Below are 25,422 nucleotides of genomic sequence, written 5' to 3'. Positions count from 1 at the left end.
TATCTGATTTCTGGAGTATAGAGCATGCCTAAGTACCGTTCCGCCACCACCACTCACGGGCGCAATATGGCCGGTGCCCGTGCCCTCTGGCGCGCCACAGGAATGACCGATGATGATTTCGGTAAGCCGATCATCGCCGTGGTTAACTCCTTTACGCAATTTGTACCGGGCCACGTTCACCTGCGCGACCTGGGTAAGCTGGTTGCTGAGGAAATTGAAGCCTCAGGCGGCGTGGCGAAAGAGTTCAACACCATCGCAGTGGATGATGGTATCGCCATGGGCCACGGCGGAATGCTCTATTCTCTGCCATCCCGTGAGCTGATCGCCGACTCCGTGGAGTACATGGTAAACGCCCACTGTGCCGATGCCATGGTGTGTATCTCTAACTGTGACAAAATCACCCCGGGCATGCTGATGGCGTCACTGCGCCTGAACATTCCGGTGATCTTCGTTTCCGGCGGCCCGATGGAAGCCGGTAAAACCAAACTGTCTGATAAAATCATCAAGCTCGACCTCGTCGATGCCATGATCCAGGGTGCGAACCCGAACGTTAGCGATGCAGAGAGCGATCAGATTGAGCGTTCGGCCTGCCCGACCTGTGGCTCCTGTTCAGGGATGTTTACCGCGAACTCAATGAACTGCCTGACCGAAGCGCTGGGTCTGTCGCAGCCGGGTAACGGCTCGCTGCTGGCGACGCACGCTGACCGTAAAGAGCTGTTCCTCAATGCTGGCCGCCGCATCGTCGAGCTGACCAAACGTTACTACGAGCAGGATGACGAAACGGCGCTGCCGCGCAGCATCGCCAGCAGAGCCGCATTTGAAAACGCCATCACCCTGGATATCGCCATGGGCGGTTCCACTAACACCGTTCTGCACCTGCTGGCTGCCGCGCAGGAAGGCGAAATCGACTTCGATATCTCCGATATCGACCGCCTGTCGCGCCTGGTTCCGCACCTGTGCAAAGTGGCGCCAAGCACGCAGAAATACCATATGGAAGACGTTCACCGTGCCGGTGGCGTACTCGGTATCCTCGGCGAGCTGGACCGCGCCGGACTGCTGGACAACAGCGTGCGCAACATCCTCGGCCTGAGCCTGCGTGAAACGCTGGATCAGTACGACATCATGCTGACCAAAGATGAAGCGGTGAAGAAAATGTTCCGCGCTGGCCCGGCGGGCATTCGTACTACTCAGGCATTCTCGCAGGATACCCGTTGGGACACGCTGGATGACGACCGTCAGGAAGGCTGCATTCGTTCACGCGAATTCGCCTTCAGTCAGGACGGCGGCCTGGCGGTGCTGTACGGCAACATCGCTGAAAACGGCTGTATCGTTAAAACCGCGGGCGTCGATGAAGGCAGCCTGGTGTTTAGCGGCCCGGCGAAAGTCTATGAAAGCCAGGATGATGCGGTTGCTGCGATCCTCGGCGGTAAAGTGGTGGCCGGTGACGTTGTCGTTATCCGCTATGAAGGGCCAAAAGGCGGCCCGGGTATGCAGGAAATGCTCTATCCGACCACCTATCTGAAATCAATGGGCCTCGGTAAAGCCTGTGCGCTGATCACCGATGGTCGTTTCTCCGGTGGGACTTCCGGTCTGTCAATCGGCCATGCTTCGCCGGAAGCGGCGAGCGGCGGCACCATCGCGCTGGTCAAAGATGGCGACATCATCAACATCGATATTCCACAGCGTGGTATCCAGCTGGCCGTGCCGGACAATGAACTGGCCGCCCGTCGTCTGGAAGAAGAAGCACGTGGGGATGAAGCCTATACGCCACACGGTCGTGAGCGTCAGGTTTCCTTTGCTCTGCGTGCTTATGCCACCCTGGCAACCAGCGCCGACAAAGGTGCCGTCCGCGATAAGAGTAAGCTGGGAGGCTAACAAACATGGCTGAGTCGCAACCGCTATCCGACCAACCGAGTGGCGCAGAGTATCTGCGTGCGGTGCTGCGTGCGCCGGTGTACGAGGCGGCCCAGGTCACCCCGTTGCAAAAGATGGAGAAGATCTCTGCCCGCCTCGGCAATACCATCCTGGTAAAGCGCGAAGATCGCCAGCCGGTACACAGCTTTAAGCTGCGTGGCGCCTACGCGATGATTGCCGGGCTGAGCGCAGAGCAGCGCGCGCGCGGCGTGGTTACCGCTTCGGCGGGCAATCATGCCCAGGGCGTAGCGTTATCGGCCAGCAAGTTAGGAATTAAATCCCTGATTGTGATGCCGGTCGCCACTGCAGATATCAAGGTTGATGCGGTGCGGGCGTTTGGCGGTGAGGCTTTCCTGTTTGGCGCCAACTTTGATGAAGCGAAAGCGAAAGCCATCGAGCTGTCCGAGCAGCAGGGTTACACCTTTGTGCCGCCCTTCGATCATCCGATGGTGATTGCCGGGCAGGGCACACTGGCGATGGAGCTGCTGCAGCAAGATGCGCATCTTGACCGCGTGTTCGTACCGGTTGGCGGCGGCGGTCTGGCCGCAGGCGTGGCGGTGTTGATCAAACAGCTGATGCCGCAAATCAAAGTGATTGCGGTGGAGGCGGCGGACTCAGCCTGCCTGAAGGCGGCGCTGGATGCCGGGCATCCGGTCGATCTACCACGCGTCGGGCTGTTTGCCGAAGGCGTGGCGGTGAAGCGCATCGGCAGCGAGACCTTCCGGCTGTGCCAGGAGTATCTTGACGACATCATCACCGTCGACAGCGATGCCATTTGCGCGGCGATGAAGGATCTGTTCGATGATGTGCGTGCGGTGGCGGAGCCTTCCGGCGCGCTGGCGCTGGCGGGGATGAAGAAGTATATCCAGCAGCACCAGATCCAGGGTGAACGGCTGGCGCACGTGCTGTCCGGTGCTAACGTCAACTTCCACGGCCTGCGCTACGTTTCCGAGCGTTGTGAACTGGGCGAGCAGCGTGAAGCGCTACTGGCCGTAACAATTCCCGAGCAGCAGGGCAGCTTCCTGCGCTTCTGCCAGCTGCTGGGCGGGCGTTCGGTGACCGAGTTCAACTATCGCTATGCCAACGCTGACGAGGCCTGCATCTTTGTTGGCGTACGCCTGACGCGCGGCATGGAGGAGCGCCACGAGATCCTGCAGCTGCTGTCAGAAGGCGGTTATCAAGTCGTGGATCTCTCCGATGACGAAATGGCGAAGCTTCACGTGCGCTATATGGTCGGCGGGCGACCGTCGAAACCGCTGCGCGAGCGGCTGTTCAGCTTTGAATTCCCGGAAGCGCCCGGTGCGCTGCTGCGCTTCCTGCAGACGCTGGGCACCCACTGGAATATCTCGTTGTTTCACTACCGCAGCCACGGTACTGACTACGGTCGCGTTCTGGCGGCGTTTGAGCTGAGCGACAGCGAGCCGCAGTTTGAAGAGCACCTGGCGGCGCTGGGTTATGATTTCCACGATGAAACCAATAATCCGGCCTTCCGCTTCTTTCTGGCGGGCTAAAGCAGTTTCCAGAAAGCATCAATAAGCGGCTCAGTGAGCCGCTTTTTTTGTACGCATACGCCGAGTTCAAACGGTGCCACCATCTCGACATCTTCCAGCTCCAGAATACGGTTACGGATTGGCTCCGGGCTGTTCTCCAGCACCACATCCGGCAGCAGTGCGATGCCGCACCCCAGCGCCACCATCGAGACAATCGCCTCATGTCCGGAAACCGTAGCGTAAATCAGTGGGTTCGCGATATGGCGATGGCGGAACCATAAATCAATGCGCCGCCGCGACGGCCCCTGCGCGGGCAGAATAAATGGGATTTGCGCCCAGTCGGGATGCGGCTGCGTTGCCTGGCTACGCACCGGGCACGGCAGCGCGGGGGCGATCAGCACCAGCGGGATCAGCCCGAGCGGCATAAAACCAATGCTGCCGGGCAGCGTTTCTGGCCGCCCGGCGATGGCAATATCGGCCTCATTGGTCTGGACTTTCTCCACCGCGTCGGCGGCGTCCCCTGTGGTCAGTTTGATTTCTACCAGCGGATGCTCGGCGCGGAAGCGATCAAGGATGGGCGGCAGATGGCTGTAAGCGGCGGTCACCGAGCAGAACAGACGCAGTTCACCACTCAGTGACGGGCCATTCTGCCCGATGGCGTGGCGCATCTGCTGATACTGCAACAGCGTTTGCTGAGCGAACTGGCGCAGGCGCTCACCGGCATCGGTCAGGGTTACCGTGCGGTTATCGCGTAAAAACAGCGTCTGCCCAAGGTCCTCCTCCAGCCGCTGGATCTGCCGTGACAGCGTAGAGGGGCTGACGTGCATCGCCCTTGCGCTGCGGCCAAAATGGCGGCTATCGGCGAGATGGAGAAACAATTTCAGGTCACGCAGATCCATACAGTTTGGGCCTCAAAGCTATGTTGCAAAAAGTGCAACGTCACGTTGTTAATATATCAATTTCAGCAATGCATTTCCTGTCATATGATAGGGTTTATACAGGGTCGGAAAGAGAGACCCGATAACAGACAAACGCATCACAACCTCATACGGAGTACCCATGGCTAACTATTTCAACACTTTGAACCTGCGCAACCAGCTGGCGCAATTAGGTAAATGCCGCTTTATGGCGCGTGAAGAATTTGCTGATGAAGCGAGCTACCTGAAAGGTAAAAAAGTCGTCATCGTTGGCTGTGGTGCTCAGGGCCTGAACCAGGGCCTGAACATGCGTGATTCTGGCCTCGACATTGCTTACGCTCTGCGTGCAGAAGCGATTGCCGAGAAGCGTGCTTCATGGCGTAAAGCGACCGAAAATGGCTTCAAAGTGGGCACTTACGAAGATCTGATCCCACAGGCCGACCTGGTGGTTAACCTGACGCCAGACAAGCAGCACTCCGCTGTAGTACAAGCGGTGCAGCCGTTGATGAAAGAGGGCGCAGCGCTGGGTTACTCACACGGTTTCAACATCGTTGAAGTGGGCGAGCAGGTTCGTAAAGACATCACCGTGGTGATGGTTGCGCCGAAATGCCCGGGTACTGAAGTACGTGAAGAGTACAAACGTGGTTTCGGCGTGCCAACGCTGATCGCGGTTCACCCGGAAAACGATCCAAAAGGCGAAGGCATGGCGATTGCTAAAGCCTGGGCAGCAGCAACCGGCGGTCACCGCGCGGGCGTGCTGGAGTCCTCCTTCGTTGCTGAAGTGAAGTCCGATCTGATGGGTGAGCAGACCATCCTGTGCGGTATGCTGCAGGCGGGTTCGCTGCTGTGCTTCGACAAGCTGGTGGCTGAAGGTACGGATGCAGCCTACGCAGAAAAACTGATTCAGTTCGGCTGGGAAACCATCACCGAAGCCCTGAAGCAGGGTGGCATTACGCTGATGATGGACCGCCTGTCTAACCCGGCTAAACTGCGTGCTTACGCACTGTCCGAGCAGCTGAAAACCATCATGGCCCCGCTGTTCCAGAAGCACATGGACGATATCATCTCCGGTGAGTTCTCCTCCGGGATGATGGCTGACTGGGCAAACGATGACAAAAAATTGCTGGGCTGGCGTGAAGAGACCGGTAAAACGGCGTTCGAAAACGCTGCACAGTTCGAAGGTAAAATTGCCGAGCAGGACTACTTCGACCAGGGCGTTGTGATGATCGCCATGGTGAAAGCGGGCGTTGAGCTGGCATTCGAAACCATGGTTGCTGCCGGTATCATCGAAGAGTCTGCTTACTACGAATCACTGCACGAGCTGCCGCTGATTGCTAACACTATCGCCCGTAAGCGCCTGTACGAAATGAACGTAGTTATCTCTGATACTGCGGAATACGGTAACTACCTGTTCTCTTACGCGGCAGTACCGCTGCTGAAAGAGTTCATGACCACGCTGCAGGCAGGCGATCTGGGCAAAGCTGTCAACACGGCGACCACCGTAGATAACGCTCAGCTGCGTGACGTGAACGAAGCGATTCGTCATCACGAAATCGAAGCGGTTGGCCGTAAGCTGCGTGGCTACATGACCGATATGAAACGTATCGCCGTAGCGGGTTAATTCTGCGTAAATCGATGTAGGGGCGGATCGCTGATCCGCCCGAAAAAAGCGCCGTCTGGCGCTTTTTTTAATTGCGGTACAACACTTTAATGATGTGGTAACCGAACTGGGTGTGCAGCGGGCCCTGTGGCTCGATCAGCGGGCAGGAGAACACCACTTTATCGAATGCCGGCACCATTGCGCCCTGTTTGAACTCACCGAGGTGGCCGCCTTTCTTACCTGACGGACAGGTAGAGTGCTTCTTCGCCAGCTTCTCAAAATCTGCGCCGTCAGCCAGCTGTGCTAACAGGTCCTGAGCCAGTTTCTCTTCTTTTACCAGAATGTGCAGTGCTGCTGCCATTTTTGCCATGATTGTTACCTTGAGTAAGAGTTATTTCGCGGGCAATACCCGTCATACTTCAAGCTGCCTGTGCGTTAGCTGCCCTCGTTCACCCGAATCACTGACTTCAGTCAGCTCATCGGGATTAGTGAGCCTCATCCCTGAGGCTCAGCCCCCGGCCAGCGCGAGCGCTGCTCAAATCGGTTTCCGATCGATTTGTCACTCTTTTGCTGCCTTCATGCAACTCGAATTATTTTGGGTATATACTACCACGCTGTTTTCTCCTCCCTCGCAATTTCATTGAGTGATTTATCTATGCGTCTTAATCCTGGTCAGCAACACGCCGTCGAATTTGTTACCGGACCCTGTCTGGTACTGGCTGGTGCCGGTTCGGGAAAAACACGCGTCATTACCAATAAAATTGCCCACCTGATCCGCGAATGCGGCTATCAGGCGCGCCATATCGCCGCGGTGACCTTTACCAACAAGGCTTCGCGTGAGATGAAAGAGCGCGTGGCGCAGACGCTGGGGCGCAAAGAAGCGCGCGGGTTGATGATCTCCACCTTCCATACGCTGGGGCTGGAAATTATTAAGCGCGAATACGCCGCGCTGGGGATGAAATCGAACTTCTCTCTGTTTGACGACCAGGATCAGCTGGCGCTGTTAAAAGACCTGACCGAGGAGTGGCTGGAAAACGATAAAACGCTGCTGCAGCAGCTGATATCAACGATCTCCAACTGGAAGAACGATCTGATGGATCCGCCGCGTGCGGCTGCGGGGGCATTATCGGAGCGCGATAAGCTGTTCGCGCACTGCTACGCGCTGTATGACCGCCATCTGAAGTCCTGCAACGTGCTGGATTTCGACGATCTGATCCTGCTGCCGACCCTGCTGTTCCAGCGCAATCTGGAAGTGCGCGAACGCTGGCAGCAGAAAATCCGCTACCTGCTGGTGGATGAATATCAGGATACCAACACCAGCCAGTATGAGCTGGTAAAGCTGCTGGTGGGTAGCCGTGCGCGCTTTACCGTGGTGGGGGATGACGATCAGTCGATCTACTCCTGGCGCGGTGCGCGGCCGCAGAACCTGGTGCTGCTTCAGGAAGATTTCCCGGCGCTGCAGGTGATCAAGCTGGAGCAGAACTACCGCTCTTCGGAACGCATTCTGAAAGCGGCGAATATTCTGATCGCCAATAACCCGCACGTGTTTGAAAAGCGTCTGTTCTCCGAGCTGGGCTACGGCGCGGAGCTGAAGGTGGTGACGGCCAACAACGAAGATCACGAAGCGGAACGCGTTACCGGCGAGCTGATTGCCCATCACTTTATCAATAAGACCGCTTATAAAGACTACGCCATTCTGTATCGCGGCAACCATCAGTCGCGGGTGTTTGAAAAAATGCTGATGCAGAACCGCATTCCCTACCGTATCTCCGGCGGCACCTCATTCTTCTCGCGTCCGGAAATTAAGGATCTGCTGGCCTACCTGCGCGTACTGACCAACGCCGACGACGACAGCGCCTTTATGCGCATTGTGAATACGCCACGGCGTGAAATCGGTTCGGCTACGCTACAAAAACTGGGCGAGTGGGCGATGCAGCGCAATAAAAGCCTGTTCAGCGCCAGCTTTGATATGGGGCTCGGCCAGACTCTGACCGGGCGCGGTCTGGAATCTCTGCAGCGCTTTACCCACTGGCTGCGGGAGGTAGCGCAGCTAGCGGAGCGCGAGCCGGTGGCTGCGGTACGCGATCTGATCCGCGGTATCGATTACGAGAGCTGGCTGTTTGAAACTTCCGGCAGCCCGAAAGCGGCTGAAATGCGCATGAAAAACGTCAATACCCTGTTCCAGTGGATGACGGAAATGCTGGAGGGCAGCGATATCGACGAACCCATGACGCTGACCCAGGTCGTTACGCGCTTTACGCTGCGCGACATGATGGAGCGCGGTGAAAGTGATGAAGAGTCAGATCAGGTTCAGTTAATGACGCTGCACGCCTCGAAAGGTCTGGAGTTCCCCTACGTGTTCCTGGTGGGCATGGAGGAGGGATTACTGCCGCATCAGAGCAGCATTGACGAAAATAACGTTGAAGAGGAGCGTCGTCTGGCTTACGTGGGTATCACGCGTGCGCAGAAGGAGCTGACGTTTACTCTGTGCCGCGAGCGCCGTCAGTATGGTGAATCAATCCGCCCGGAGCCAAGCCGCTTCCTGCTGGAGCTACCGCAGGATGATCTGAAATGGGAGTCGGAGCGGAAAGTCGTCAGCGCAGAAGAGCGCATGCAAACCGGCCAGAGTCGTGTGGCCGGGTTGCGGGCGATGCTGGATAAAGCGAAGAAATAGAAGCGGATTAACGCCGCATCACCGAGAGTAGTAGATTTTAATTAATGACTAATGACCAGTGCACATAGCTCTGCCAGTGTGCTTCCTGCTCCAGCAGCTCAGCGCGCAGAGGATGGGCATCCAGCCAGCCCTGCGGCAGCGTCAGCGTCAGGTTGTCCTCATCTGCCTGCAAACGAACCGCAGGCAGCGTGTCATCGCGGCGGCGGCTGGCAAAAATGATCGCCAGCCGCAGCAGGCGGCTAAGCCGTTCAGCCACGCGCGGCGGCACGGCATTCTGCTGGCTTAACAGCGCCAGATCGATGCTGTTGACCTGATTTTGCAGCAGCGTTGCCAGCAGCTTTTTCTGCGCGGGGGTAAAGCCTGGCAGATCGAGATGGCGCACCAGATATGCGGAGTGCTGCGGAGCCTGGCGGAAATCCACGCTTAAACCAATTTCATGGATCAGGCAGGCGCTATCCAACAGTTCACGGCTGCGATCGTCCAGCTTCCAGCTCTGCCCCACCTGGCGGGCGAAGGTATCGGCTAACTGACGCACGCGGTCAGCCTGCTCGGGATCGATAGCAAAACGGCGCTGGATATTATGCAGCGTGCGGTTGCGAATATCGCGATCCACCGGCAGGTGCAGCATGCCGTAAACCAATCCTTCGCGCAGTGCGCCGCCGGCCAGCGTCATGCTGGTAATATTCAGTTCATTAAAGATGGCGATGAGAATGGATAAGCCGCTCGGGAAAACCAGCGCGCGCTCAAGGGTCAGCCCCTCAATCTCCAGCTCTTCCAGTTTGCCGCACTGGATGGCGCGCTGTTTGAGCTGCTGAAGCTTACTCAGCGTAATACGCTCATCCATGCCCTGCGCCATCATAATTTCCTGCAGCGCCTGAACGGTGCCGGAAGCCCCGACGCAAACCTGCCAGCCCTGTTCGCGCAGCGCACCGGCCACCGGCCGGATCATCGCCCGCGCGGCCTGTTCGGCCTGTTCGAAATTCTCTTTACCGAGATGACGATCGGTAAAATAGCGCTCCAGCCAGGTCACGCAGCCCATCGACAGGCTGAACAGCGTAGTGGCCTGCGACCCCTTGCCGGTGACCAGCTCGGTGCTGCCGCCGCCGATATCCACCACCAGGCGCTTATCCGAACCGCCGGTGGTATGCGCGACGCCCTGATAAATCAGGCGAGCTTCTTCCTCACCGCTGATCACATTGACCGGGCAACCCAGGATTTTCTCAGCTTTTACGAGGAATTCACCGGCGTTTGAGGCAATACGCAGGGTGGCGGTGGCGACGACGCGGATCTGCTGCGGTGGGATATCCTGCAGCTGCTCGGAGAACAGCCGCAGGCACTGCCAGCCACGCTCCATCGCCTCTTCCGAGAGATGGTGGCTGGCATCAAGCCCGGCAGCCAGGCGAACCTTACGCTTGATGCGGGCAATGGTCTGGATACTGCCAGCCACTTCACGCACCACCAACATATGAAAGCTGTTCGATCCTAAATCGATGGCAGCATAGAGTGATGATGCGCTCAGCATGGCGTTTTAACCTGAACGTTTACGGTTAGGGCTACGCGGCGCGCTGCTGCGGCGGTTGTTATTTCCCCCACGGCGCGGACCATTTCCAGAACGCGTTCGGGTTAAGCGTTTTGGCGGCGGCAAATCGCTCATCAGCGCATCGCTGTTATAGCGGCTGACGGCAATGCTATGGCCAATATAGTCTTCAATCGCCGGCAGGTTGAGAGCGTACTCTTCACAGGCCAGGCTGATTGAGTGACCGTTGGCACCGGCACGACCGGTACGGCCAATACGGTGAACATAGTCTTCACGGTCATCAGGCAGATCGTAGTTGAAGACGTGGGTCACGGCTGGAATGTGCAGACCACGTGCCGCAACGTCAGTAGCGACAAGGATATCAACATCACCTTTGGTGAAATCATCCAGAATACGCAGGCGTTTCTTCTGTGCCACATCGCCGGTCAGCAGGCCCACGCGGTGACCATCGGCAGCCAGATGGCCCCAGATATCTTCACAGCGGTGCTTGGTATTCGCGAAGATGATCGCGCGATCGGGCCACTCTTCTTCCAGCAGCGTTTGCAGTAAACGCATTTTCTCTTCGTTGGAAGGGTAGAACAGCTCTTCTTTGATGCGGTGTCCGGTTTTCTGTTCCGGTTCAACTTCAACGTATTCAGCGTTGTTCATATTCTCAAAGGCCAGTTCACGCACGCGGAAGGAGAGGGTGGCGGAGAACAGCATATTGAGGCGCTGGTTAGCGGCAGGCATGCGGCGGAACAACCAGCGAATGTCTTTAATGAAGCCGAGGTCAAACATCCGGTCAGCTTCGTCGAGTACCACCACCTGGATGGCGCCTAAATTCACATGATTCTGTTTAGCGTAATCGATTAAACGACCCGTGGTGGCGATCAGAACATCGACGCCGCTTTCGAGCACTTTCAGCTGTTTATCGTAGCCATCGCCGCCGTAAGCCAGGCCCAGTTTCAGCCCGGTAACCTGCGCCAGCGGTTCTGCATCCGCATGGATCTGCACCGCCAGTTCGCGCGTCGGTGCCAGGATCAGCGCGCGCGGTTGGTTAACCTGGCGACCTTCCGGGGCGGGGTGAGAAAGAAGATGATGGAACGTTGACGTCAGGAACGCCATCGTTTTGCCGGTACCGGTTTGCGCCTGACCTGCTACATCACGCCCGGAGAGCGTAAACGGTAATGCCAGCGCCTGAATAGGCGTGCAATTATGAAACCCTTTAGTTTCAAGGGCTTCAATCACCTGAGGGTGCAGGGCGAAGTCGGAAAACTTCTGTTCTGTTAAGTGTGTTTTGCTCATAGTGTGGTAGAATATCAGCTTACTATTGCTTTACGAAAGCATATCCGGTGAAATAAAAGCAGTGCAATAAACTCAGCCTGATGCTGCTTAATGCTACATCAAAGGTAAAGATAATCCCTTGGAGTAAACATGAGCGATAAAATTACCCACGTGACCGATGACAGCTTTGACGCCGACGTTCTGAAAGCAGAAGATTTGGTACTGGTCGACTTCTGGGCAGAATGGTGCGGTCCTTGTAAGATGATCGCCCCTATTCTCGATGAAGTGGCTGCCGAATATGAAGGCAAGCTGAAAATCGCTAAGTTGAACATTGATGAGAACCCAGCAACGGCGCCTAAGTACGGCATCCGTGGTATCCCAACCCTGCTGCTGTTCAAAAATGGCGAAGTGGCTGCGACCAAAGTCGGCGCACTCTCTAAAGGCCAGCTCAAAGAGTTCCTGAACGCGAACCTGGGCTAATCATGCCTTGCCGGCGTTTTGCGGTTTGATTTTTCATCTATCCGCTAGACGCCCGGCATTAAGCGTGCTAAGTTAAATCCACTGCACGACGAACTTACCTTGTAGTTTGCACCTTATAGAATGACTCCTTGTTGAACGCTGTATTCATCAGAATCTTACAGACATTCAGCAATCTGACGGTTAGTATCTACTGAATTTCCGGCTTCTTGTCCTCACCGTCTCCTCGTTTCAGATCTGCGTTTTCCTGCACGTGATCATCGAGCGGACTTCGGAACCAAGAGCCAATTAAACAGGCATGGATCTTTCGCCATACCATTTACGACAAACAATTCAAGTTTTACCCCGAGTTTAAGAACCCACCATTATGAATCTTACCGAATTAAAAAATACGCCGGTTTCAGACCTGATTACCCTCGGCGAAAATATGGGGCTGGAAAACCTGGCGCGCTTGCGCAAACAGGACATCATTTTCGCCATCCTCAAGCAGCATGCTAAAAGTGGCGAAGACATCTTCGGCGATGGCGTACTCGAGATATTGCAGGATGGATTTGGTTTCCTCCGCTCAGGAGACAGTTCCTACCTCGCCGGTCCCGATGATATCTACGTTTCCCCTAGTCAAATCCGCCGCTTTAACCTCCGCACTGGTGACTCCATCTCTGGCAAGATCCGTCCGCCAAAAGAGGGTGAGCGTTACTTTGCGCTGCTGAAAGTTAACGAAGTTAACTACGACAAACCGGAAAATGCCCGTAACAAAATCCTGTTTGAGAACTTAACGCCGCTGCATGCTAACTCACGTCTGCGCATGGAGCGTGGTAACGGCTCCACCGAAGATTTGACCGCTCGCGTACTGGATCTGGCTTCGCCGATCGGTCGTGGCCAGCGTGGTCTGATTGTGGCACCGCCGAAAGCCGGTAAAACCATGCTGCTGCAGAACATTGCGCAGAGCATCGCCTACAACCATCCAGACTGCGTGCTGATGGTGCTGCTGATTGACGAACGTCCGGAAGAAGTTACCGAGATGCAGCGTCTGGTTAAAGGTGAAGTGATCGCTTCTACCTTTGACGAACCGGCATCACGCCACGTTCAGGTTGCTGAGATGGTGATCGAGAAGGCCAAGCGCCTGGTCGAACACAAAAAAGACGTGATCATCCTGCTCGACTCCATTACCCGTCTGGCGCGTGCCTATAACACCGTGGTTCCTGCTTCTGGCAAGGTACTGACCGGTGGTGTGGATGCCAACGCCCTGCATCGTCCGAAGCGTTTCTTCGGTGCTGCACGTAACGTGGAAGAGGGTGGAAGCCTGACCATCATCGCCACCGCACTGGTTGATACCGGTTCGAAGATGGATGAAGTGATCTACGAAGAGTTTAAAGGTACCGGCAACATGGAACTGCATCTGGCGCGTAAAATCGCTGAGAAGCGCGTGTTCCCTGCTATCGATTACAACCGTTCAGGTACCCGTAAAGAAGAGTTGCTGACCACGTCAGAAGAGCTGCAGAAAATGTGGATCCTGCGCAAGATTATTCACCCAATGGGCGAAATCGACGCAATGGAGTTCCTCATCAACAAGCTGGCGATGACGAAAACCAACGATGAATTCTTCGATATGATGAAACGTTCATAACTGGCTGGTTGCCGGGGGCTAAACGGTCGAATTGCCGTTTTACAACACTACCCCCGTCAATAAACAGATGAAAACTCGGGTAACGCCACGCATAGTCGTGGCGTTTTTTGTTTTTGGCCTATAGGCTATTCTGATTATGGAGAATTAGACCTAATGTGCGGTACAGGGCGAAGTTATATGGTGCATTGATGATGCGCGCCCTGGTGAATAAAATCAGAATTATACGGGTGCTAATGGCATGAAAATTGCTTATAACACTGCGCAATTCTTATCAGAGAGCTGGTTAATGTGAATTTACTCAATACGAGTACGGAGCTTGCCCTAACTTTTTTATTTTCATTGGCATTTCTTTTTTTCGCGCGTAAAGCCGCTATTAAAGTTGGACTGGTGGATAAACCCAACTACCGCAAACGACATCAGGGCGCGATTCCGCTGGTTGGTGGCATCTCCGTGTTTGCTGGCAGCTGTTTCGCTTTTGCATTGACGAATTTCTATGTGCCTAACGTCCTGCTGTATCTCAGCTGTGCCGGCTGTCTGGTATTCGTCGGCGCGCTCGATGATCGTTTCGACATCAGTGTAAAACTGCGCGCGGTGGTTCAGGCCGGCGTGGCGGTTGTCATGATGATGAAAGCCAAACTCTATCTGCTAAGCCTTGGCTACATCTTCGGCCCCTGGGAGCTGGTGGTCGGGCCGTTTGGCTATGTTCTGACGCTATTTGCCGTCTGGGCCGCGATCAACGCCTTCAACATGGTTGACGGCATTGATGGTCTGTTGGGGGGACTGTCCTGCGTCACCTTCCTCGCCATTGGCGTTATCCTGCTGCTGGATGGCCAGAGCAGCCTGGCGATGTGGTGCTTTATTATGATGGCCGCCATCATTCCGTATATTTTGCTCAACCTCGGCATGTTTGGTCGCCGCTACAAAGTTTTCATGGGAGATGCCGGCAGCACGCTGATTGGCTTCACCATTATCTGGATCCTGCTGGAGGCCACGCAGGGTCCGAGCCATCCTATTACCCCGGTCACCGCGCTATGGCTGATTGCTATTCCGTTAATGGATATGGTGGCGATTATGTATCGCCGCCTGAGCAAGGGGATGAGTCCCTTCTCGGCAGATCGGCAGCACATTCACCACCTGATCATGCGTGCGGGCTTCACCTCCCGCCAGGCGTTTGTCCTGATCACCGCCGCCGCTGCGCTGCTGGCTGCGATGGGTGTGCTCGGCGAATACCTGACCTTTGTCCCGGAATGGGCGATGTTGGTACTTTTCTTGCTGGCTTTCATGCTGTACGGCTACTGCATCAAGCGGGCATGGCGCGTTGCGCGCATGATTAAAAGATGGAAGCGCCGACTGCGTAATCACCATAACGAGAAGAAAACCTCTACTGACTAAGTCAGCCTGACAACAAGGAACCTGAAGTATGACCTATCCTGACGCGGCGGATAACGAGCTGGATATTCGTGGTCTTTGCTGCACGCTGTGGCGCGGTAAATTCTGGATTGTCGCCGGTGGCGCACTGTTTGCCGCCCTGGCCTTTATTTACTCGCTGCTGGTTACGCCGAAATGGAGTACTACCGCGATTGTCGATCGTCCGACGGTGAACATGCTTTCCGGCTATTACTCGCAGCAGCAGTTTTTAAATAATCTGGATGTCCGTTCGGGCAGCCTGACCGTGGCCCCACCTACAGTGATGGATGAGGCGTATCAGGAGTTCATCATGCAGCTGTTTGCCTGGGATACCCGGCGTGATTTCTGGCTGCAAACCGACTATTACAAACAGCGGAAAACCGGTAATGCCAGGGAAGACGCTGCCCTGTTGGATGAGCTGATTGCCAATATTCAGCTGCAGCCCGCCGACAGCGCGAAGAATATCAAGGATAGCGTGACGCTGGTGGCTGAGACCGCCGCCGACGCCAACACTCTGCTGCGCCAGTATGTGGCCTTCGCCAATGCGCGCGCCACGGTACATCTGAATGAAGAGCTGGCGGCCGACTGGGCAGCCCGCAGTATTCAGCTGAAAGCGCAGATAAAGCGCCAGGAAGCGGTAGCAAAAGCGATTTACGACCGTCAGGTGAACAGCGTACAGCAGGCGTTAAAAATTGCTCAGCAGCAGGGCTTAGAGCAGTCGAAAACTCAGACGCCATCCGAACAGCTGCCGGATTCCGAACTGTTCCTGCTGGGGCGCCCGCTGCTGCAGGGGCGTCTGGAAAACCTTCAGGCCAGCGGTCCGTCTTACGATCTGGACTACGACCAGAACCGGGCTATGCAGGCGACGCTGAGTGTCGGGCCAACGCTGGTGCCGTCTTTCCACACCTGGCGCTACCTGCGCACCCCGGAGGAGCCGGTCAAGCGTGACAGCCCGCGCCGCGTGCTGCTGATGGTGATGTGGGGCGCTGTAGGGGTTCTGCTGGGTGCCGGAACGGCTCTGGTCCGTCGCAGAAAGTGTCACTAAGTTAAACACGAGCGAATTAAGAGAGTCACGGTGAAAGTATTAACAGTTTTTGGCACGCGCCCCGAAGCGATTAAAATGGCGCCGCTGGTACATGCGCTGGCGCAGGAAGAGGGTATCGAGTCACGCTTATGCGTGACGGCACAGCATCGCGAAATGCTCGATCAGGTGCTGCAGCTGTTTTCAATCGTGCCGGACTACGATCTTAATATTATGCAGCCGGGACAGGGGTTAACCGAGATCACCAGCCGTATTCTGGAAGGGCTGAAAACGGTATTTAGCGACTTCACTCCTGATGTGGTGCTGGTACACGGTGACACCACCACCACTTTTGCCGCCAGCCTTGCGGCTTTCTACCACCGTATTCCCGTAGGGCACGTGGAGGCCGGGCTGCGTACTGGCGATCTGTGGTCGCCGTGGCCGGAAGAAGCCAACCGTACGCTGACCGGGCACCTGGCGAGCTACCACTTCACGCCCACCACCACTTCGCAGCAAAATCTGCTGCGCGAGAATCTGCCTGCCCAGCGCATTTTCGTCACCGGTAATACGGTGATCGACGCGCTGTTCTGGGTGCGTGACCGCGTGCTGAGTGATGATGCATTGCGTAACAGTCTCGCGGCGCGCTATCCATTCCTGGCTGCGGACAAGAAGATGATTCTGGTCACGGGGCACCGCCGTGAAAGCTTCGGCGACGGATTTGAGCGTATCTGTAATGCGCTGGCGGAAATTGCCCGCCTGCATCCCGATACGCAGATCGTTTACCCGGTGCATCTCAACCCCAACGTCAGCGAGCCGGTTAACCGCATTTTGAGTGGAATCGACAACATTATCCTGATCGAGCCGCAGGAGTACCTGCCGTTTGTCTGGCTGATGGACCGCGCCTGGCTGATCCTCACCGATTCCGGTGGCATTCAGGAAGAAGCGCCGTCGCTGGGCAAACCGGTGCTGGTGATGCGCGATACCACCGAGCGCCCGGAAGCGGTTGCTGCCGGTACGGTGATGCTGGTCGGCACCGATGGTGAAAAAATTGTTAGCGAAGTCAACCGTTTACTTACCGATGAGGAAGCGTGGCACACTATGAGCCGCGCACATAATCCTTACGGAGACGGACTGGCCTGCCAGCGTATTGTGCAGGCGCTTAAACACAACCGGATTACATTATGAGTTTCAACACCATTTCTGTTATCGGGCTGGGCTACATCGGCCTGCCCACTGCCGCAGCCTTTGCTTCCTGCCAGAAGCAGGTGATCGGTATCGATATTAATGCGCACGCGGTGGAGACCATCAATCGTGGCGACATTCATATCGTTGAGCCGGACCTCGACCGCGTGGTGAAAACCGCCGTCGAGGGCGGCTATTTGCGTGCTGCCACTCAGCCACAGGCTGCAGATGCATTTCTGATCGCCGTTCCCACGCCGTTTAAAGGCGAGCATCAGCCGGATATGGCCTTTGTCCGGGCGGCGGCAGAGTCCCTGGCGCCAGTGCTGAAGAAGGGCGATCTGGTGATCCTCGAATCCACCTCTCCGGTGGGGGCTACCGAGCAGATGGCCGCGTGGCTGGCGGCAGCGCGCCCGGACCTGAGCTTCCCGCAGCAGGCGGGTGAGCAGGCGGACATTCAGGTTGCCTACTGCCCGGAGCGCGTCTTGCCGGGTCAGGTGATGGTTGAGCTGTTTAAAAATGACCGTGTGATAGGCGGTATGACGGCCGTCTGCTCGCAGCGCGCCTGCGATCTGTACAATATCTTTCTCGAAGGTGAGTGCGTGGTCACCAATTCGCGCACCGCTGAAATGTGTAAGCTCACCGAGAACAGCTTCCGCGACGTCAATATTGCCTTCGCTAACGAGCTGTCGTTGATCTGCGCCGAGCAGGATATCAACGTCTGGGAGCTGATCCGTCTCGCCAACCGCCATCCGCGCGTGAACATTCTGCAACCCGGCCCGGGCGTTGGCGGGCACTGCATCGCCGTCGATCCGTGGTTTATCGTGGCGCAAAATCCCGAGCAGGCGCGGTTGATCCGCACCGCGCGCGAAGTGAATGACGGTAAACCGCACTGGGTGCTGGAGCAGGTGCAGCGCCGGGTTGCCGACTGCCTGATGAGCAGCAACAAGCGCGCCAGCGAGCTGAAAATTGCCTGCCTGGGCCTGGCGTTCAAGCCCGATATTGACGACCTGCGTGAAAGCCCGGCCGTTCAGGTAACGAAGCTGATCGCCGACTGGCATCAGGGCAGCACGCTGGTGGTCGAACCTAACGTGCAGCAGCTGCCCGCGAAACTGCAGCAAAGCGTCACGCTGGTGGCGCTGGATGACGCCCTGCAGCAGGCTGATGTACTGGTGCTGCTGGTCGATCACCGTCAGTTTAAAGCCATCGATCCCGCCAGTGTAAACCAGCCGTGGGTTGTGGATACCAAAGGAGTGTGGCGATGAGAGATTCGAGCTGTGAACGGCACGCTTAAACCCCTCCTCTGGGAGAACAGGTTCTTTAATCGGCAGAGTGCGCTGCTGGAGCTGGGCGGTGAGCATCAGCTGGATAGCGTTCAGCTCGACGACTGGCCGCTGGTGCAGGTCAAGGTGCTGGCGCAGCAGAGCGCAGAGCTGGATGCGCTCAGCGCGCTCGGTTTTCGCCTGGTGGAAGGGGAAGCGGACTGCGTGCTGGGCATCACGCCGGTGGATCGCCCAACCGGCGTGCGTATTGCGCGCGCGGAACATATCCCGGCGCTGCGCCAGGCCGCGGAAGAAGCATTCACCTTTAGCCGTTTTCGTGCCCCGTGGTATGCATCCGGCGACAGCGGACGCTTCTATGCGCAGTGGGTGGAAAACGCGGTGCGCGGCACCTTTGATCATCAGTGCCTGTTGGCGGTGGATGAGCAGGGTAATATGCAGGGCTTTGTCTCCCTGCGTGAGCTGGATGACGGCACCGCGCGCATTGGCCTGCTGGCGGTATTACCTGCGGCTCAGGGGCTGGGCATCGGCCAGCGGTTGATGAATGCGGCTAACGACTGGTGCCGCGCACGCCGCCTGACACGACTTCACGTCGCCACGCAGCTGGGCAACCTCGCTGCGCTGCGTCTTTATCTTCGCTGCGGCGGCGTGATTGAACGCACCGCATACTGGTTATACAGGGAAACACCATGATTCCGTTTAATGCGCCGCCGGTGGTGGGAACTGAACTTGAATATATGCAGTCGGCCATGGGCAGCGGCAAGCTGTGCGGCGATGGCGGTTTTACCCGTCGCTGCCAGCAGTGGATGGAGCAGCGCTTCGCCAGTCGTAAAGTGCTGCTCACCCCTTCCTGCACCGCTTCGCTCGAAATGGCAGCGATCCTGATTGATATTCAGCCCGGTGATGAAGTGATCATGCCGAGCTACACCTTTGTTTCGACGGCCAATGCCTTTGTGCTGCGTGGGGCGACCATCGTCTTTGTCGACGTGCGCCCGGATACCATGAATATCGATGAGAGCCTGATTGAGGCGGCGATCACCGATAAGACTAAAGCGATTGTGCCGGTGCACTATGCGGGCGTGGCCTGCGAGATGGACACCATTATGGCGCTGGCGAAAAAGCACCAGCTGTGGGTGGTGGAGGATGCTGCACAGGGAGTCATGTCGACCTATAAAGGTCGCGCGCTTGGCAGCATTGGGCATATCGGCTGCTTCAGCTTTCATGAAACCAAAAACTACACTGCGGGTGGCGAGGGTGGGGCGACGCTGGTCAACGATGCCTCGCTGGTCGAGCGTGCAGAGATCGTTCGCGAGAAAGGCACCAACCGCAGCCAGTTTTTCCGTGGTCAGGTGGATAAGTACACCTGGCGCGATATCGGTTCCAGCTATCTGATGGCCGATTTGCAGGCCGCGTATCTCTGGGCACAGCTGGAGTCGGCAGAGCGCATCAACCAGCAGCGCCTGCGGCTGTGGCAGAACTATCATGATGCCCTGCAGCCCTTAGCGGCACGCGGGCGCATCGAGCTGCCCGTCATCCCGGCAAACTGCGAACACAATGCGCATATGTTTTACCTCAAGCTGCGCGACCAGGATGACCGTAGCGCGCTGATCTCCTGGCTGAAAGAGGCCGAGATCCTCGCGGTCTTCCACTACATTCCGCTGCACAGCTCTCCTGCCGGTCTGCGTTTTGGCCGCTTCCACGGTACCGATCGCGCAACCCAGACCGAGAGTGAGCGCCTGCTGCGCCTGCCGCTGTTCTATAACCTCTCTGATAACAATCAGAAAACGGTGATCGGTTCGCTGCTGAGCTATTTCTCCTGATATGTCACTGGCAAAAGCGTCGGTGTGGACGGCCGTTTCCACACTGGTAAAGATTGCTGCCGGGCTGCTGGTGGTAAAAATGCTGGCAGTGACGTACGGACCTGCGGGCGTTGGGCAGGCGGGTAACTTCCGCCAGCTGATCACCGTGCTTGGCGTGCTGGCGGGGGCCGGAATTTTCAACGGCGTGACCAAATATGTCGCGCAGACTCAGCAGCAGCCAGCAGAACTCCGCGTGGTTCTTGGCACGGCCTCGGCGATGGTGCTCGGATTCTCCCTGCTGCTGGCTGCCGTGTTCCTGCTGTTTGCTGCGCCGATAAGCCGGGCGCTGTTTGGCCACGAGCAGTATCAGCAGGTGATCCGCATCGTCGCCTTCCTGCAGATGGGCATCGCCTGGGCTAATCTCGCGCTGGCGATCATGAAAGGTTTCCGCGATGCCGCAGGCAACGCGCTGGCGCTGATTGTAGGCAGCGCGATCGGGGTGGCCGCGTGGTTTGTCTGCTACTGGCTCGGCGGCTATAGCGGCGCGCTGGTGGGTCTGGCCATGGTCCCGGCTCTGGTCGTGGTGCCTGCGGTGTGGCTACTGGCGCGGCGCGGCCATTTGCCGATGCGCTATCTGCTGCCGCAGTGGCGGCCGGAGTATGCGCGCAGCCTGGGTAAGTTTACGCTGATGGCGCTGATCACCGCAGTCACGCTGCCGGTGGCGTGGATGATGATGCGTAACCTGCTGGCGCAGCACGCGGGCTGGGAGCAGGTTGGTTTGTGGCAGGGGGTGAGCAGTATTTCGGATGCCTACCTGCAGTTTATTACCGCCTCGTTCAGCGTCTATCTGCTACCTACGCTGGCCCGCCTGCAGACGAAGGCCGAGATTTCGCGTGAGATCCTCAAGTCGCTGCGCTTCGTCCTGCCCGCCGTCGCTGCGGTCAGCTTCAGCGTCTGGCTACTGCGCGACTTTGCCATCTGGCTGCTGTTCTCCAGCCAGTTCACCGGCATGCGTGACCTGTTTGTCTGGCAGCTGATTGGCGATGTGCTGAAAGTCGGCTGCTACGTATTTGGTTACCTGGTGATCGCCAAAGCGTCACTGCGTTTTTATATTCTTACCGAGGTCAGCCAGTTTGCGCTGCTGACCGGTTTTTCCCGCTGGCTGATCCCGCTGCACGGCGCAGCAGGCGCAGCTCAGGCGTATATGGCGACCTATGTCGCTTACTTTGCACTCTGTGCTGGCGTTTTTATTATCTATCGTAGACGAGTATGACCAGAGTAATTCATCTTTTAGGCTCAGATATTCCGCATCACAACGCGACGGTGCTGGGCTTTTTTAACCAGGTTTTACATGAAGTTGCCCCATCTTCAACGCCGCGTGAGTTTTGGGTGGTGAGCGGGCAGGCCACCCTGGTTGGGCAGTATCCGCAGCTGGCTATTCGCTTGTTCTCAAGCAAGGCGGAGCTGGCGCAGACGACGATTGCTACCGCCAGCCAGCAGCGCAGCACGCGCTTCTTCTGCCACGGGCAGTTCAATCCACGCCTGTGGCTGGCCCTGCTGGCGGGCAAGATCGCACGCCAGCAGTTTTACTGGCATATCTGGGGGGCCGATCTGTATGAAGATGCGGCCAGCCTGAAGTTTCGTCTGTTCTATATGCTGCGGCGCCAGGCGCAAAAACGCGTGGGGCATGTGTTTGCCACCCGTGGCGACATCAATCACTTTCACCAGCGCTGCCCGCGCGTGCCGGCATCGCTGCTCTACTTCCCGACCCGGCTGGCGGATAGCGTGCCGGAAAGCCAGGCTGCTGACGGCCCGCTAACCATCCTGCTCGGTAATTCCGGGGATGCCAGCAATCGTCATATTCAGGCGTTAGAGGAGATCCACCAGCAGTTTGGCAATGGGGTGCAGGTGCTGGTGCCGCTGGGCTACCCGGCCAACAATGACGCCTGGATCGGGCGCGTGCGTGCGGCTGCGGATGCGCTTTTTGCACCGGGTCACGTGCAGCTGTTGACGGAAAAGTTGGCGTTCGATAACTATTTACAGCTGCTGTCTCGCTGTCACCTCGGCTATTTTATCTTCGAGCGGCAGCAGGGGATCGGCACGCTGTGTTTGCTGATGCAGGCCAACGTGCCGTTTGTGTTGAACCGCAATAACCCGTTCTGGCAGGATCTGGCTGAACAGCAGGTGCCGGTGCTGTTCAACGGCGATGCGCTGGATGCGGCCACGGTCGCGGAGGCGCGGCGTCAGTTGCAGAGCCTGGATAAGAGCCGCATCGCCTTTTTCGAGCCGGGCTACCTGGCGGGCTGGCAGCAGGCGCTGCAAACGGTGGAAGGGGAGAGCGCATGACCTTATTAGAGTTTGCCGGTCTGCTGGTCGTGTACCTGTGCTGCGGCGGATTTATCCTGACGCTGACATGGCGTGAGTTCAGGCGCGTGCGCTTCAACTTTAACGTCTTCTTCTCGCTGCTGTTTTTGCTGACCTTCTTCTTTGGTTTTCCGCTGACTTGCCTGCTGGTATTTGGCTTTGACGTGCAGGTGGTGCCGCCAGAGTATCTGTTACAGGCGCTGCTGTCGGCGGGCTGTTTCTATGCCATCTACTATGTCAGCTACAAAACCCGGCTGCGCGCGCGCAGCACGGCTCCTGCACGACAGATATTTACCATCAACCGTATTGAAGCCCACCTGAGCTGGGGGCTGATGGCTCTGGTGGCGCTGGGCACTGTCAGCGTGTTCTTTATGCATAACGGCTTTCTGCTGTTTAAGCTGCACAGTTACAGCCAGATTTTCTCTGCGGATGTCTCCGGCGTGGCGCTCAAGCGCTTCTTCTACTTCTTTATTCCGGCGATGCTGGTGGTTTACTTCCTTAAGCAGGATTTACGCGGCTGGCTGTTCTTCCTCGTTGCCACCGTCGGCTTTGGTCTGCTGACCTACACCATCGTCGGCGGCACGCGCGCCAATATCATCATCGCCTTCGCCCTGTTTCTGTTTATCGGCATTATTCGCGGCTGGATCACGCTGTGGATGCTGGTGCTGGCGGGCGTGGGTGGCATTGTTGGCATGTTCTGGCTGGCGCTTAAGCGCTATAACCTCGACGTTAGCGGTCCGGAGGCGTTCTACACTTTCCTCTATCTGACGCGGGATACCTTCTCCCCCTGGGAGAATCTCGGCCTGCTGCTGCAAAACTACGACAAGATTGATTTTCAGGGGCTGGCCCCAATATGGCGCGATTTCTACGTGTTTATCCCCAGCTGGCTGTGGCACGGGCGGCCAACAGAAGTGCTTAACAGCGCGAACTACTTTACCTGGGAAGTGCTGGATAACCACTCTGGCCTGGCGATTTCCCCCACGCTGATTGGCTCACTGGTGGTGATGGGCGGTGCACTGTTTATCCCACTGGGTGCGGTTGCCGTCGGCATGATTATCAAATGGTTTGACTGGCTGTATGACAAAGGCCGTCATGAACCTAATCGCTATAAAGCCGCAATTCTGCAAAGCTTCTGTTTTGGCGCGGTGTTTAACATGATCGTGCTGGCGCGTGAGGGGCTGGATGCGTTTGCTTCACGCGTGGTGTTTTTCTGTATTATTTTTGCTGCCTGCGTGGTGGCCGCTAAGCTGCTGTACTGGCTGTTGGATGTGGCCGGATTAGTCCGTCCGCGGTCGGCTAGCCGACCGCTGTCACCACAGCAGTAGCCTTTGTTTTGCTTATGACCTCAAGGAAATCCCGATGAATGCCCCTGTAACCGTGCCGCACTATCAGATTCGCGGCATTACGCTGTCAGGCTTTAGTGATATGGCGCAGTTTGTCGACTACCTCAATCACGACGGTAAGCTGAAAACCGGCACGCTGGTGGCTATCAACGCCGAGAAAGTGCTGACGGCTGAAGCAGATGCGGCAGTGGCTGAGCTGATTGCTGCGGCAGAATATAAGTATGCCGACGGCATCAGTATTGTACGTTCGATCCGCAAGAAGTATCCGCAGGCCGACGTGTCACGTATTGCCGGCGCCGATCTGTGGGAAGCGTTGATGGAGCGCGCCGGGCGCGAAGGTACTCCAGTGTTTCTGATTGGCGGGCGGGAGTCGGTGCTGGCGCAGACTCAGGACCAGCTGCGCCGCCGCTGGAATGTGAATATCGTTGGCGCTCAGGACGGCTTCTTCACCCCCGCCGACCGTGATGCGCTCTTTGCCCGCATTCAGGCCAGCGGCGCAAAGCTGGTGACCGTCGCGATGGGCTCGCCGCGCCAGGAGATCCTGATGCGCGACTGTAAAGCCGTTTACCCGGATGCGCTGTATATGGGTGTAGGCGGTACCTACGACGTGTTTACCGGCCACGTGAAGCGTGCGCCAAAGATATGGCAGAAAATGGGTCTGGAGTGGCTTTACCGCCTTCTGTCGCAGCCTTCACGACTTAAGCGCCAGCTGCGGCTGCTGAAATACCTTAAATATCACTGGCGCGGCGATCTTTAACGCCAGAGACATTTTTCTCTAACCCGGCTTTTTAGTGGCTTTTTTGCCACAAAGAGGCAGAAAAACGCTGTGACTTTAGACGGAATGCACAAAGCGTAATCAAACGCGTTTTTTTGTGAAAAAAGCACTGGACAGGTAGGGCTCCCGTCCGTAGTATGCACATCCGCAACGGCGCTACGCGCCCGTAGCTCAGCTGGATAGAGCGCTGCCCTCCGGAGGCAGAGGTCTCAGGTTCGAATCCTGTCGGGCGCACCATGAATTTTGTGCGCAATGAGCGGCGGTGGTAACATTTACCGCGTTAGTCAGTAGTGAAAAGAAGTAAAGAAATCAGGTATGGTGGCTATAGCTCAGTTGGTAGAGCCCTGGATTGTGATTCCAGTTGTCGTGGGTTCGAGTCCCATTAGCCACCCCAGATTTTTAGTAAAGATTTTGTCGTATGCGAAGGTGGCGGAATTGGTAGACGCGCTAGCTTCAGGTGTTAGTGTCTTAACGGACGTGAGGGTTCAAGTCCCTCTCTTCGCACCACAAAATCTGTAGCAAAGAAGTGCCAGCAGTATTCGGCGAGTAGCGCAGCTTGGTAGCGCAACTGGTTTGGGACCAGTGGGTCGGAGGTTCGAATCCTCTCTCGCCGACCAATTTTAAGACCCTGCTGTACTGCGGGGTTTTTGCTTAAAACCTGAAGGTTTGGGCAACGATAAGAAAAGTAGTGGCAAAAAGAAGTATTCGGCGAGTAGCGCAGCTTGGTAGCGCAACTGGTTTGGGACCAGTGGGTC

Annotated in this window: 20 protein-coding genes and 4 tRNA genes; 20 read left to right on the top strand and 4 right to left on the bottom strand. The window is 56.8% G+C overall.

What is annotated here, in order from left to right:
- The first annotated feature begins 24 nt into the window (after positions 1-24).
- Both ilvD and ilvA read left to right on the top strand, forming a co-directional pair.
- On the top strand, positions 25-1,875 hold the full coding sequence (gene ilvD / locus QLG07_RS23055; protein ID WP_048914337.1) for a dihydroxy-acid dehydratase: 1,851 nt from the start codon (positions 25-27) through the stop codon (positions 1,873-1,875).
- 5 nt (positions 1,876-1,880) lie between these two features.
- Positions 1,881-3,425: a threonine ammonia-lyase, biosynthetic gene (gene ilvA, locus QLG07_RS23050; RefSeq protein ID WP_048914338.1), complete on the top strand. Its 1,545-nt coding sequence runs from the start codon at positions 1,881-1,883 to the stop codon at positions 3,423-3,425.
- Here ilvA and ilvY read toward each other — a convergent pair.
- The gene (gene ilvY / locus QLG07_RS23045) at positions 3,422-4,303 is read right to left on the bottom strand and encodes an HTH-type transcriptional activator IlvY (protein ID WP_048914339.1); all 882 of its coding nucleotides are present in this window, start codon (positions 4,301-4,303) and stop codon (positions 3,422-3,424) included. The genes ilvA and ilvY overlap by 4 nt on opposite strands.
- A gap of 160 nt (positions 4,304-4,463) precedes the next feature.
- On the opposite strand from ilvY, the gene ilvC reads away from it, so the two are divergent.
- A complete protein-coding gene (gene ilvC / locus QLG07_RS23040; RefSeq protein WP_048914340.1) occupies positions 4,464-5,942 on the top strand; it encodes a ketol-acid reductoisomerase in 1,479 nt (492 codons plus the stop codon).
- A gap of 67 nt (positions 5,943-6,009) precedes the next feature.
- Here the strand turns inward: ilvC and ppiC are convergent, their stop codons facing one another.
- Positions 6,010-6,291, bottom strand: a complete 282-nt coding sequence (gene ppiC, locus QLG07_RS23035) for a peptidylprolyl isomerase PpiC (RefSeq protein ID WP_048914341.1) — start codon at positions 6,289-6,291, stop codon at positions 6,010-6,012.
- 285 nt (positions 6,292-6,576) lie between these two features.
- Between ppiC and rep the strand changes: the two genes are divergently transcribed.
- Positions 6,577-8,595: a DNA helicase Rep gene (gene rep / locus QLG07_RS23030; RefSeq protein ID WP_048914342.1), complete on the top strand. Its 2,019-nt coding sequence runs from the start codon at positions 6,577-6,579 to the stop codon at positions 8,593-8,595.
- A 37-nt stretch (positions 8,596-8,632) separates the two neighbouring features.
- Here rep and ppx read toward each other — a convergent pair whose 3' ends face one another.
- Positions 8,633-10,117: an exopolyphosphatase gene (gene ppx, locus QLG07_RS23025; RefSeq protein WP_133622269.1), complete on the bottom strand. Its 1,485-nt coding sequence runs from the start codon at positions 10,115-10,117 to the stop codon at positions 8,633-8,635.
- 6 nt (positions 10,118-10,123) lie between these two features.
- Positions 10,124-11,416 carry an ATP-dependent RNA helicase RhlB gene (rhlB, locus tag QLG07_RS23020; protein WP_048914346.1) on the bottom strand — a complete coding sequence of 431 codons (1,293 nt, stop codon included), beginning with the start codon at positions 11,414-11,416 and terminating at the stop codon, positions 10,124-10,126.
- Positions 11,417-11,545: 129 nt separating this feature from the next.
- On the opposite strand from rhlB, the gene trxA reads away from it, so the two are divergent.
- The 16 genes from trxA to QLG07_RS22940 all read left to right on the top strand — a co-directional run bounded on the left by trxA (position 11,546) and on the right by QLG07_RS22940 (position 25,284).
- The gene (gene trxA, locus QLG07_RS23015) at positions 11,546-11,875 is read left to right on the top strand and encodes a thioredoxin TrxA (RefSeq protein ID WP_048914347.1); all 330 of its coding nucleotides are present in this window, start codon (positions 11,546-11,548) and stop codon (positions 11,873-11,875) included.
- A 364-nt stretch (positions 11,876-12,239) separates the two neighbouring features.
- Positions 12,240-13,499, top strand: coding sequence for a transcription termination factor Rho (gene rho / locus QLG07_RS23010; RefSeq protein WP_048914348.1), 1,260 nt, complete (start codon positions 12,240-12,242; stop codon positions 13,497-13,499).
- 288 nt (positions 13,500-13,787) lie between these two features.
- Positions 13,788-14,891 (top strand): UDP-N-acetylglucosamine--undecaprenyl-phosphate N-acetylglucosaminephosphotransferase, encoded by a 1,104-nt coding sequence (gene wecA / locus QLG07_RS23005; protein ID WP_048914349.1) that lies wholly within the window; start codon positions 13,788-13,790, stop codon positions 14,889-14,891.
- A gap of 28 nt (positions 14,892-14,919) precedes the next feature.
- The gene (gene wzzE / locus QLG07_RS23000; RefSeq protein ID WP_048914350.1) at positions 14,920-15,951 is read left to right on the top strand and encodes an ECA polysaccharide chain length modulation protein; all 1,032 of its coding nucleotides are present in this window, start codon (positions 14,920-14,922) and stop codon (positions 15,949-15,951) included.
- 30 nt (positions 15,952-15,981) lie between these two features.
- On the top strand, positions 15,982-17,112 hold the full coding sequence (gene wecB / locus QLG07_RS22995; protein ID WP_282470231.1) for a UDP-N-acetylglucosamine 2-epimerase (non-hydrolyzing): 1,131 nt from the start codon (positions 15,982-15,984) through the stop codon (positions 17,110-17,112).
- The gene (wecC, locus tag QLG07_RS22990) at positions 17,109-18,371 is read left to right on the top strand and encodes a UDP-N-acetyl-D-mannosamine dehydrogenase (protein WP_133622266.1); all 1,263 of its coding nucleotides are present in this window, start codon (positions 17,109-17,111) and stop codon (positions 18,369-18,371) included. Before wecB ends, wecC begins: the two co-directional genes overlap by 4 nt.
- 3 nt (positions 18,372-18,374) lie before the next feature.
- Positions 18,375-19,079 (top strand): dTDP-4-amino-4,6-dideoxy-D-galactose acyltransferase, encoded by a 705-nt coding sequence (rffC, locus tag QLG07_RS22985; RefSeq protein WP_282470234.1) that lies wholly within the window; start codon positions 18,375-18,377, stop codon positions 19,077-19,079.
- A complete protein-coding gene (gene rffA, locus QLG07_RS22980; RefSeq protein WP_048914354.1) occupies positions 19,076-20,206 on the top strand; it encodes a dTDP-4-amino-4,6-dideoxygalactose transaminase in 1,131 nt (376 codons plus the stop codon). The genes rffC and rffA overlap by 4 nt, the downstream gene beginning before the upstream one ends.
- A gap of 1 nt (position 20,207) precedes the next feature.
- Positions 20,208-21,458 (top strand): lipid III flippase WzxE, encoded by a 1,251-nt coding sequence (wzxE, locus tag QLG07_RS22975; protein WP_048914355.1) that lies wholly within the window; start codon positions 20,208-20,210, stop codon positions 21,456-21,458.
- Positions 21,455-22,531: a TDP-N-acetylfucosamine:lipid II N-acetylfucosaminyltransferase gene (locus tag QLG07_RS22970; RefSeq protein WP_282470230.1), complete on the top strand. Its 1,077-nt coding sequence runs from the start codon at positions 21,455-21,457 to the stop codon at positions 22,529-22,531. The genes wzxE and QLG07_RS22970 overlap by 4 nt, the downstream gene beginning before the upstream one ends.
- Positions 22,528-23,874 carry an ECA oligosaccharide polymerase gene (wzyE, locus tag QLG07_RS22965; protein WP_099754908.1) on the top strand — a complete coding sequence of 449 codons (1,347 nt, stop codon included), beginning with the start codon at positions 22,528-22,530 and terminating at the stop codon, positions 23,872-23,874. The genes QLG07_RS22970 and wzyE overlap by 4 nt, the downstream gene beginning before the upstream one ends.
- A 34-nt stretch (positions 23,875-23,908) precedes the next feature.
- Positions 23,909-24,649 (top strand): lipopolysaccharide N-acetylmannosaminouronosyltransferase, encoded by a 741-nt coding sequence (wecG, locus tag QLG07_RS22960; RefSeq protein WP_048914358.1) that lies wholly within the window; start codon positions 23,909-23,911, stop codon positions 24,647-24,649.
- 178 nt (positions 24,650-24,827) lie between these two features.
- Positions 24,828-24,904: transfer RNA gene (locus QLG07_RS22955), tRNA-Arg, on the top strand.
- A gap of 81 nt (positions 24,905-24,985) precedes the next feature.
- A tRNA-His gene (locus QLG07_RS22950) sits at positions 24,986-25,061 on the top strand.
- 26 nt (positions 25,062-25,087) lie between these two features.
- Positions 25,088-25,174 (top strand) — tRNA-Leu (locus QLG07_RS22945).
- A gap of 33 nt (positions 25,175-25,207) precedes the next feature.
- Positions 25,208-25,284: transfer RNA gene (locus QLG07_RS22940), tRNA-Pro, on the top strand.
- The last annotated feature ends 138 nt before the right edge of the window (positions 25,285-25,422 follow it).

The sequence above is a fragment of the Erwinia sp. V90_4 genome, assembly GCF_029967685.1.
GTDB lineage: Bacteria > Pseudomonadota > Gammaproteobacteria > Enterobacterales > Enterobacteriaceae > Erwinia > Erwinia aphidicola.
Note: the sequence above shows the minus strand (reverse complement) of the source record. Positions and strands in the feature narration are given on the sequence as shown.

Bases quoted from the DNA above. Each gene is read 5' to 3' on its own strand.
- ilvD (WP_048914337.1), top strand. From the start codon at position 25: ATGCCTAAGTACCGTTCCGCCACCACCACTCACGGGCGCAATATGGCC.
- ilvA (WP_048914338.1), top strand. From the start codon at position 1,881: ATGGCTGAGTCGCAACCGCTATCCGACCAACCGAGTGGCGCAGAGTAT.
- ilvY (WP_048914339.1), bottom strand. From the start codon at position 4,303: ATGGATCTGCGTGACCTGAAATTGTTTCTCCATCTCGCCGATAGCCGC.
- ilvC (WP_048914340.1), top strand. From the start codon at position 4,464: ATGGCTAACTATTTCAACACTTTGAACCTGCGCAACCAGCTGGCGCAA.
- ppiC (WP_048914341.1), bottom strand. From the start codon at position 6,291: ATGGCAAAAATGGCAGCAGCACTGCACATTCTGGTAAAAGAAGAGAAA.
- rep (WP_048914342.1), top strand. From the start codon at position 6,577: ATGCGTCTTAATCCTGGTCAGCAACACGCCGTCGAATTTGTTACCGGA.
- ppx (WP_133622269.1), bottom strand. From the start codon at position 10,117: ATGCTGAGCGCATCATCACTCTATGCTGCCATCGATTTAGGATCGAAC.
- rhlB (WP_048914346.1), bottom strand. From the start codon at position 11,416: ATGAGCAAAACACACTTAACAGAACAGAAGTTTTCCGACTTCGCCCTG.
- trxA (WP_048914347.1), top strand. From the start codon at position 11,546: ATGAGCGATAAAATTACCCACGTGACCGATGACAGCTTTGACGCCGAC.
- rho (WP_048914348.1), top strand. From the start codon at position 12,240: ATGAATCTTACCGAATTAAAAAATACGCCGGTTTCAGACCTGATTACC.
- wzzE (WP_048914350.1), top strand. From the start codon at position 14,920: ATGACCTATCCTGACGCGGCGGATAACGAGCTGGATATTCGTGGTCTT.
- wecC (WP_133622266.1), top strand. From the start codon at position 17,109: ATGAGTTTCAACACCATTTCTGTTATCGGGCTGGGCTACATCGGCCTG.
- rffA (WP_048914354.1), top strand. From the start codon at position 19,076: ATGATTCCGTTTAATGCGCCGCCGGTGGTGGGAACTGAACTTGAATAT.
- wzxE (WP_048914355.1), top strand. From the start codon at position 20,208: ATGTCACTGGCAAAAGCGTCGGTGTGGACGGCCGTTTCCACACTGGTA.
- QLG07_RS22970 (WP_282470230.1), top strand. From the start codon at position 21,455: ATGACCAGAGTAATTCATCTTTTAGGCTCAGATATTCCGCATCACAAC.
- wzyE (WP_099754908.1), top strand. From the start codon at position 22,528: ATGACCTTATTAGAGTTTGCCGGTCTGCTGGTCGTGTACCTGTGCTGC.
- wecG (WP_048914358.1), top strand. From the start codon at position 23,909: ATGAATGCCCCTGTAACCGTGCCGCACTATCAGATTCGCGGCATTACG.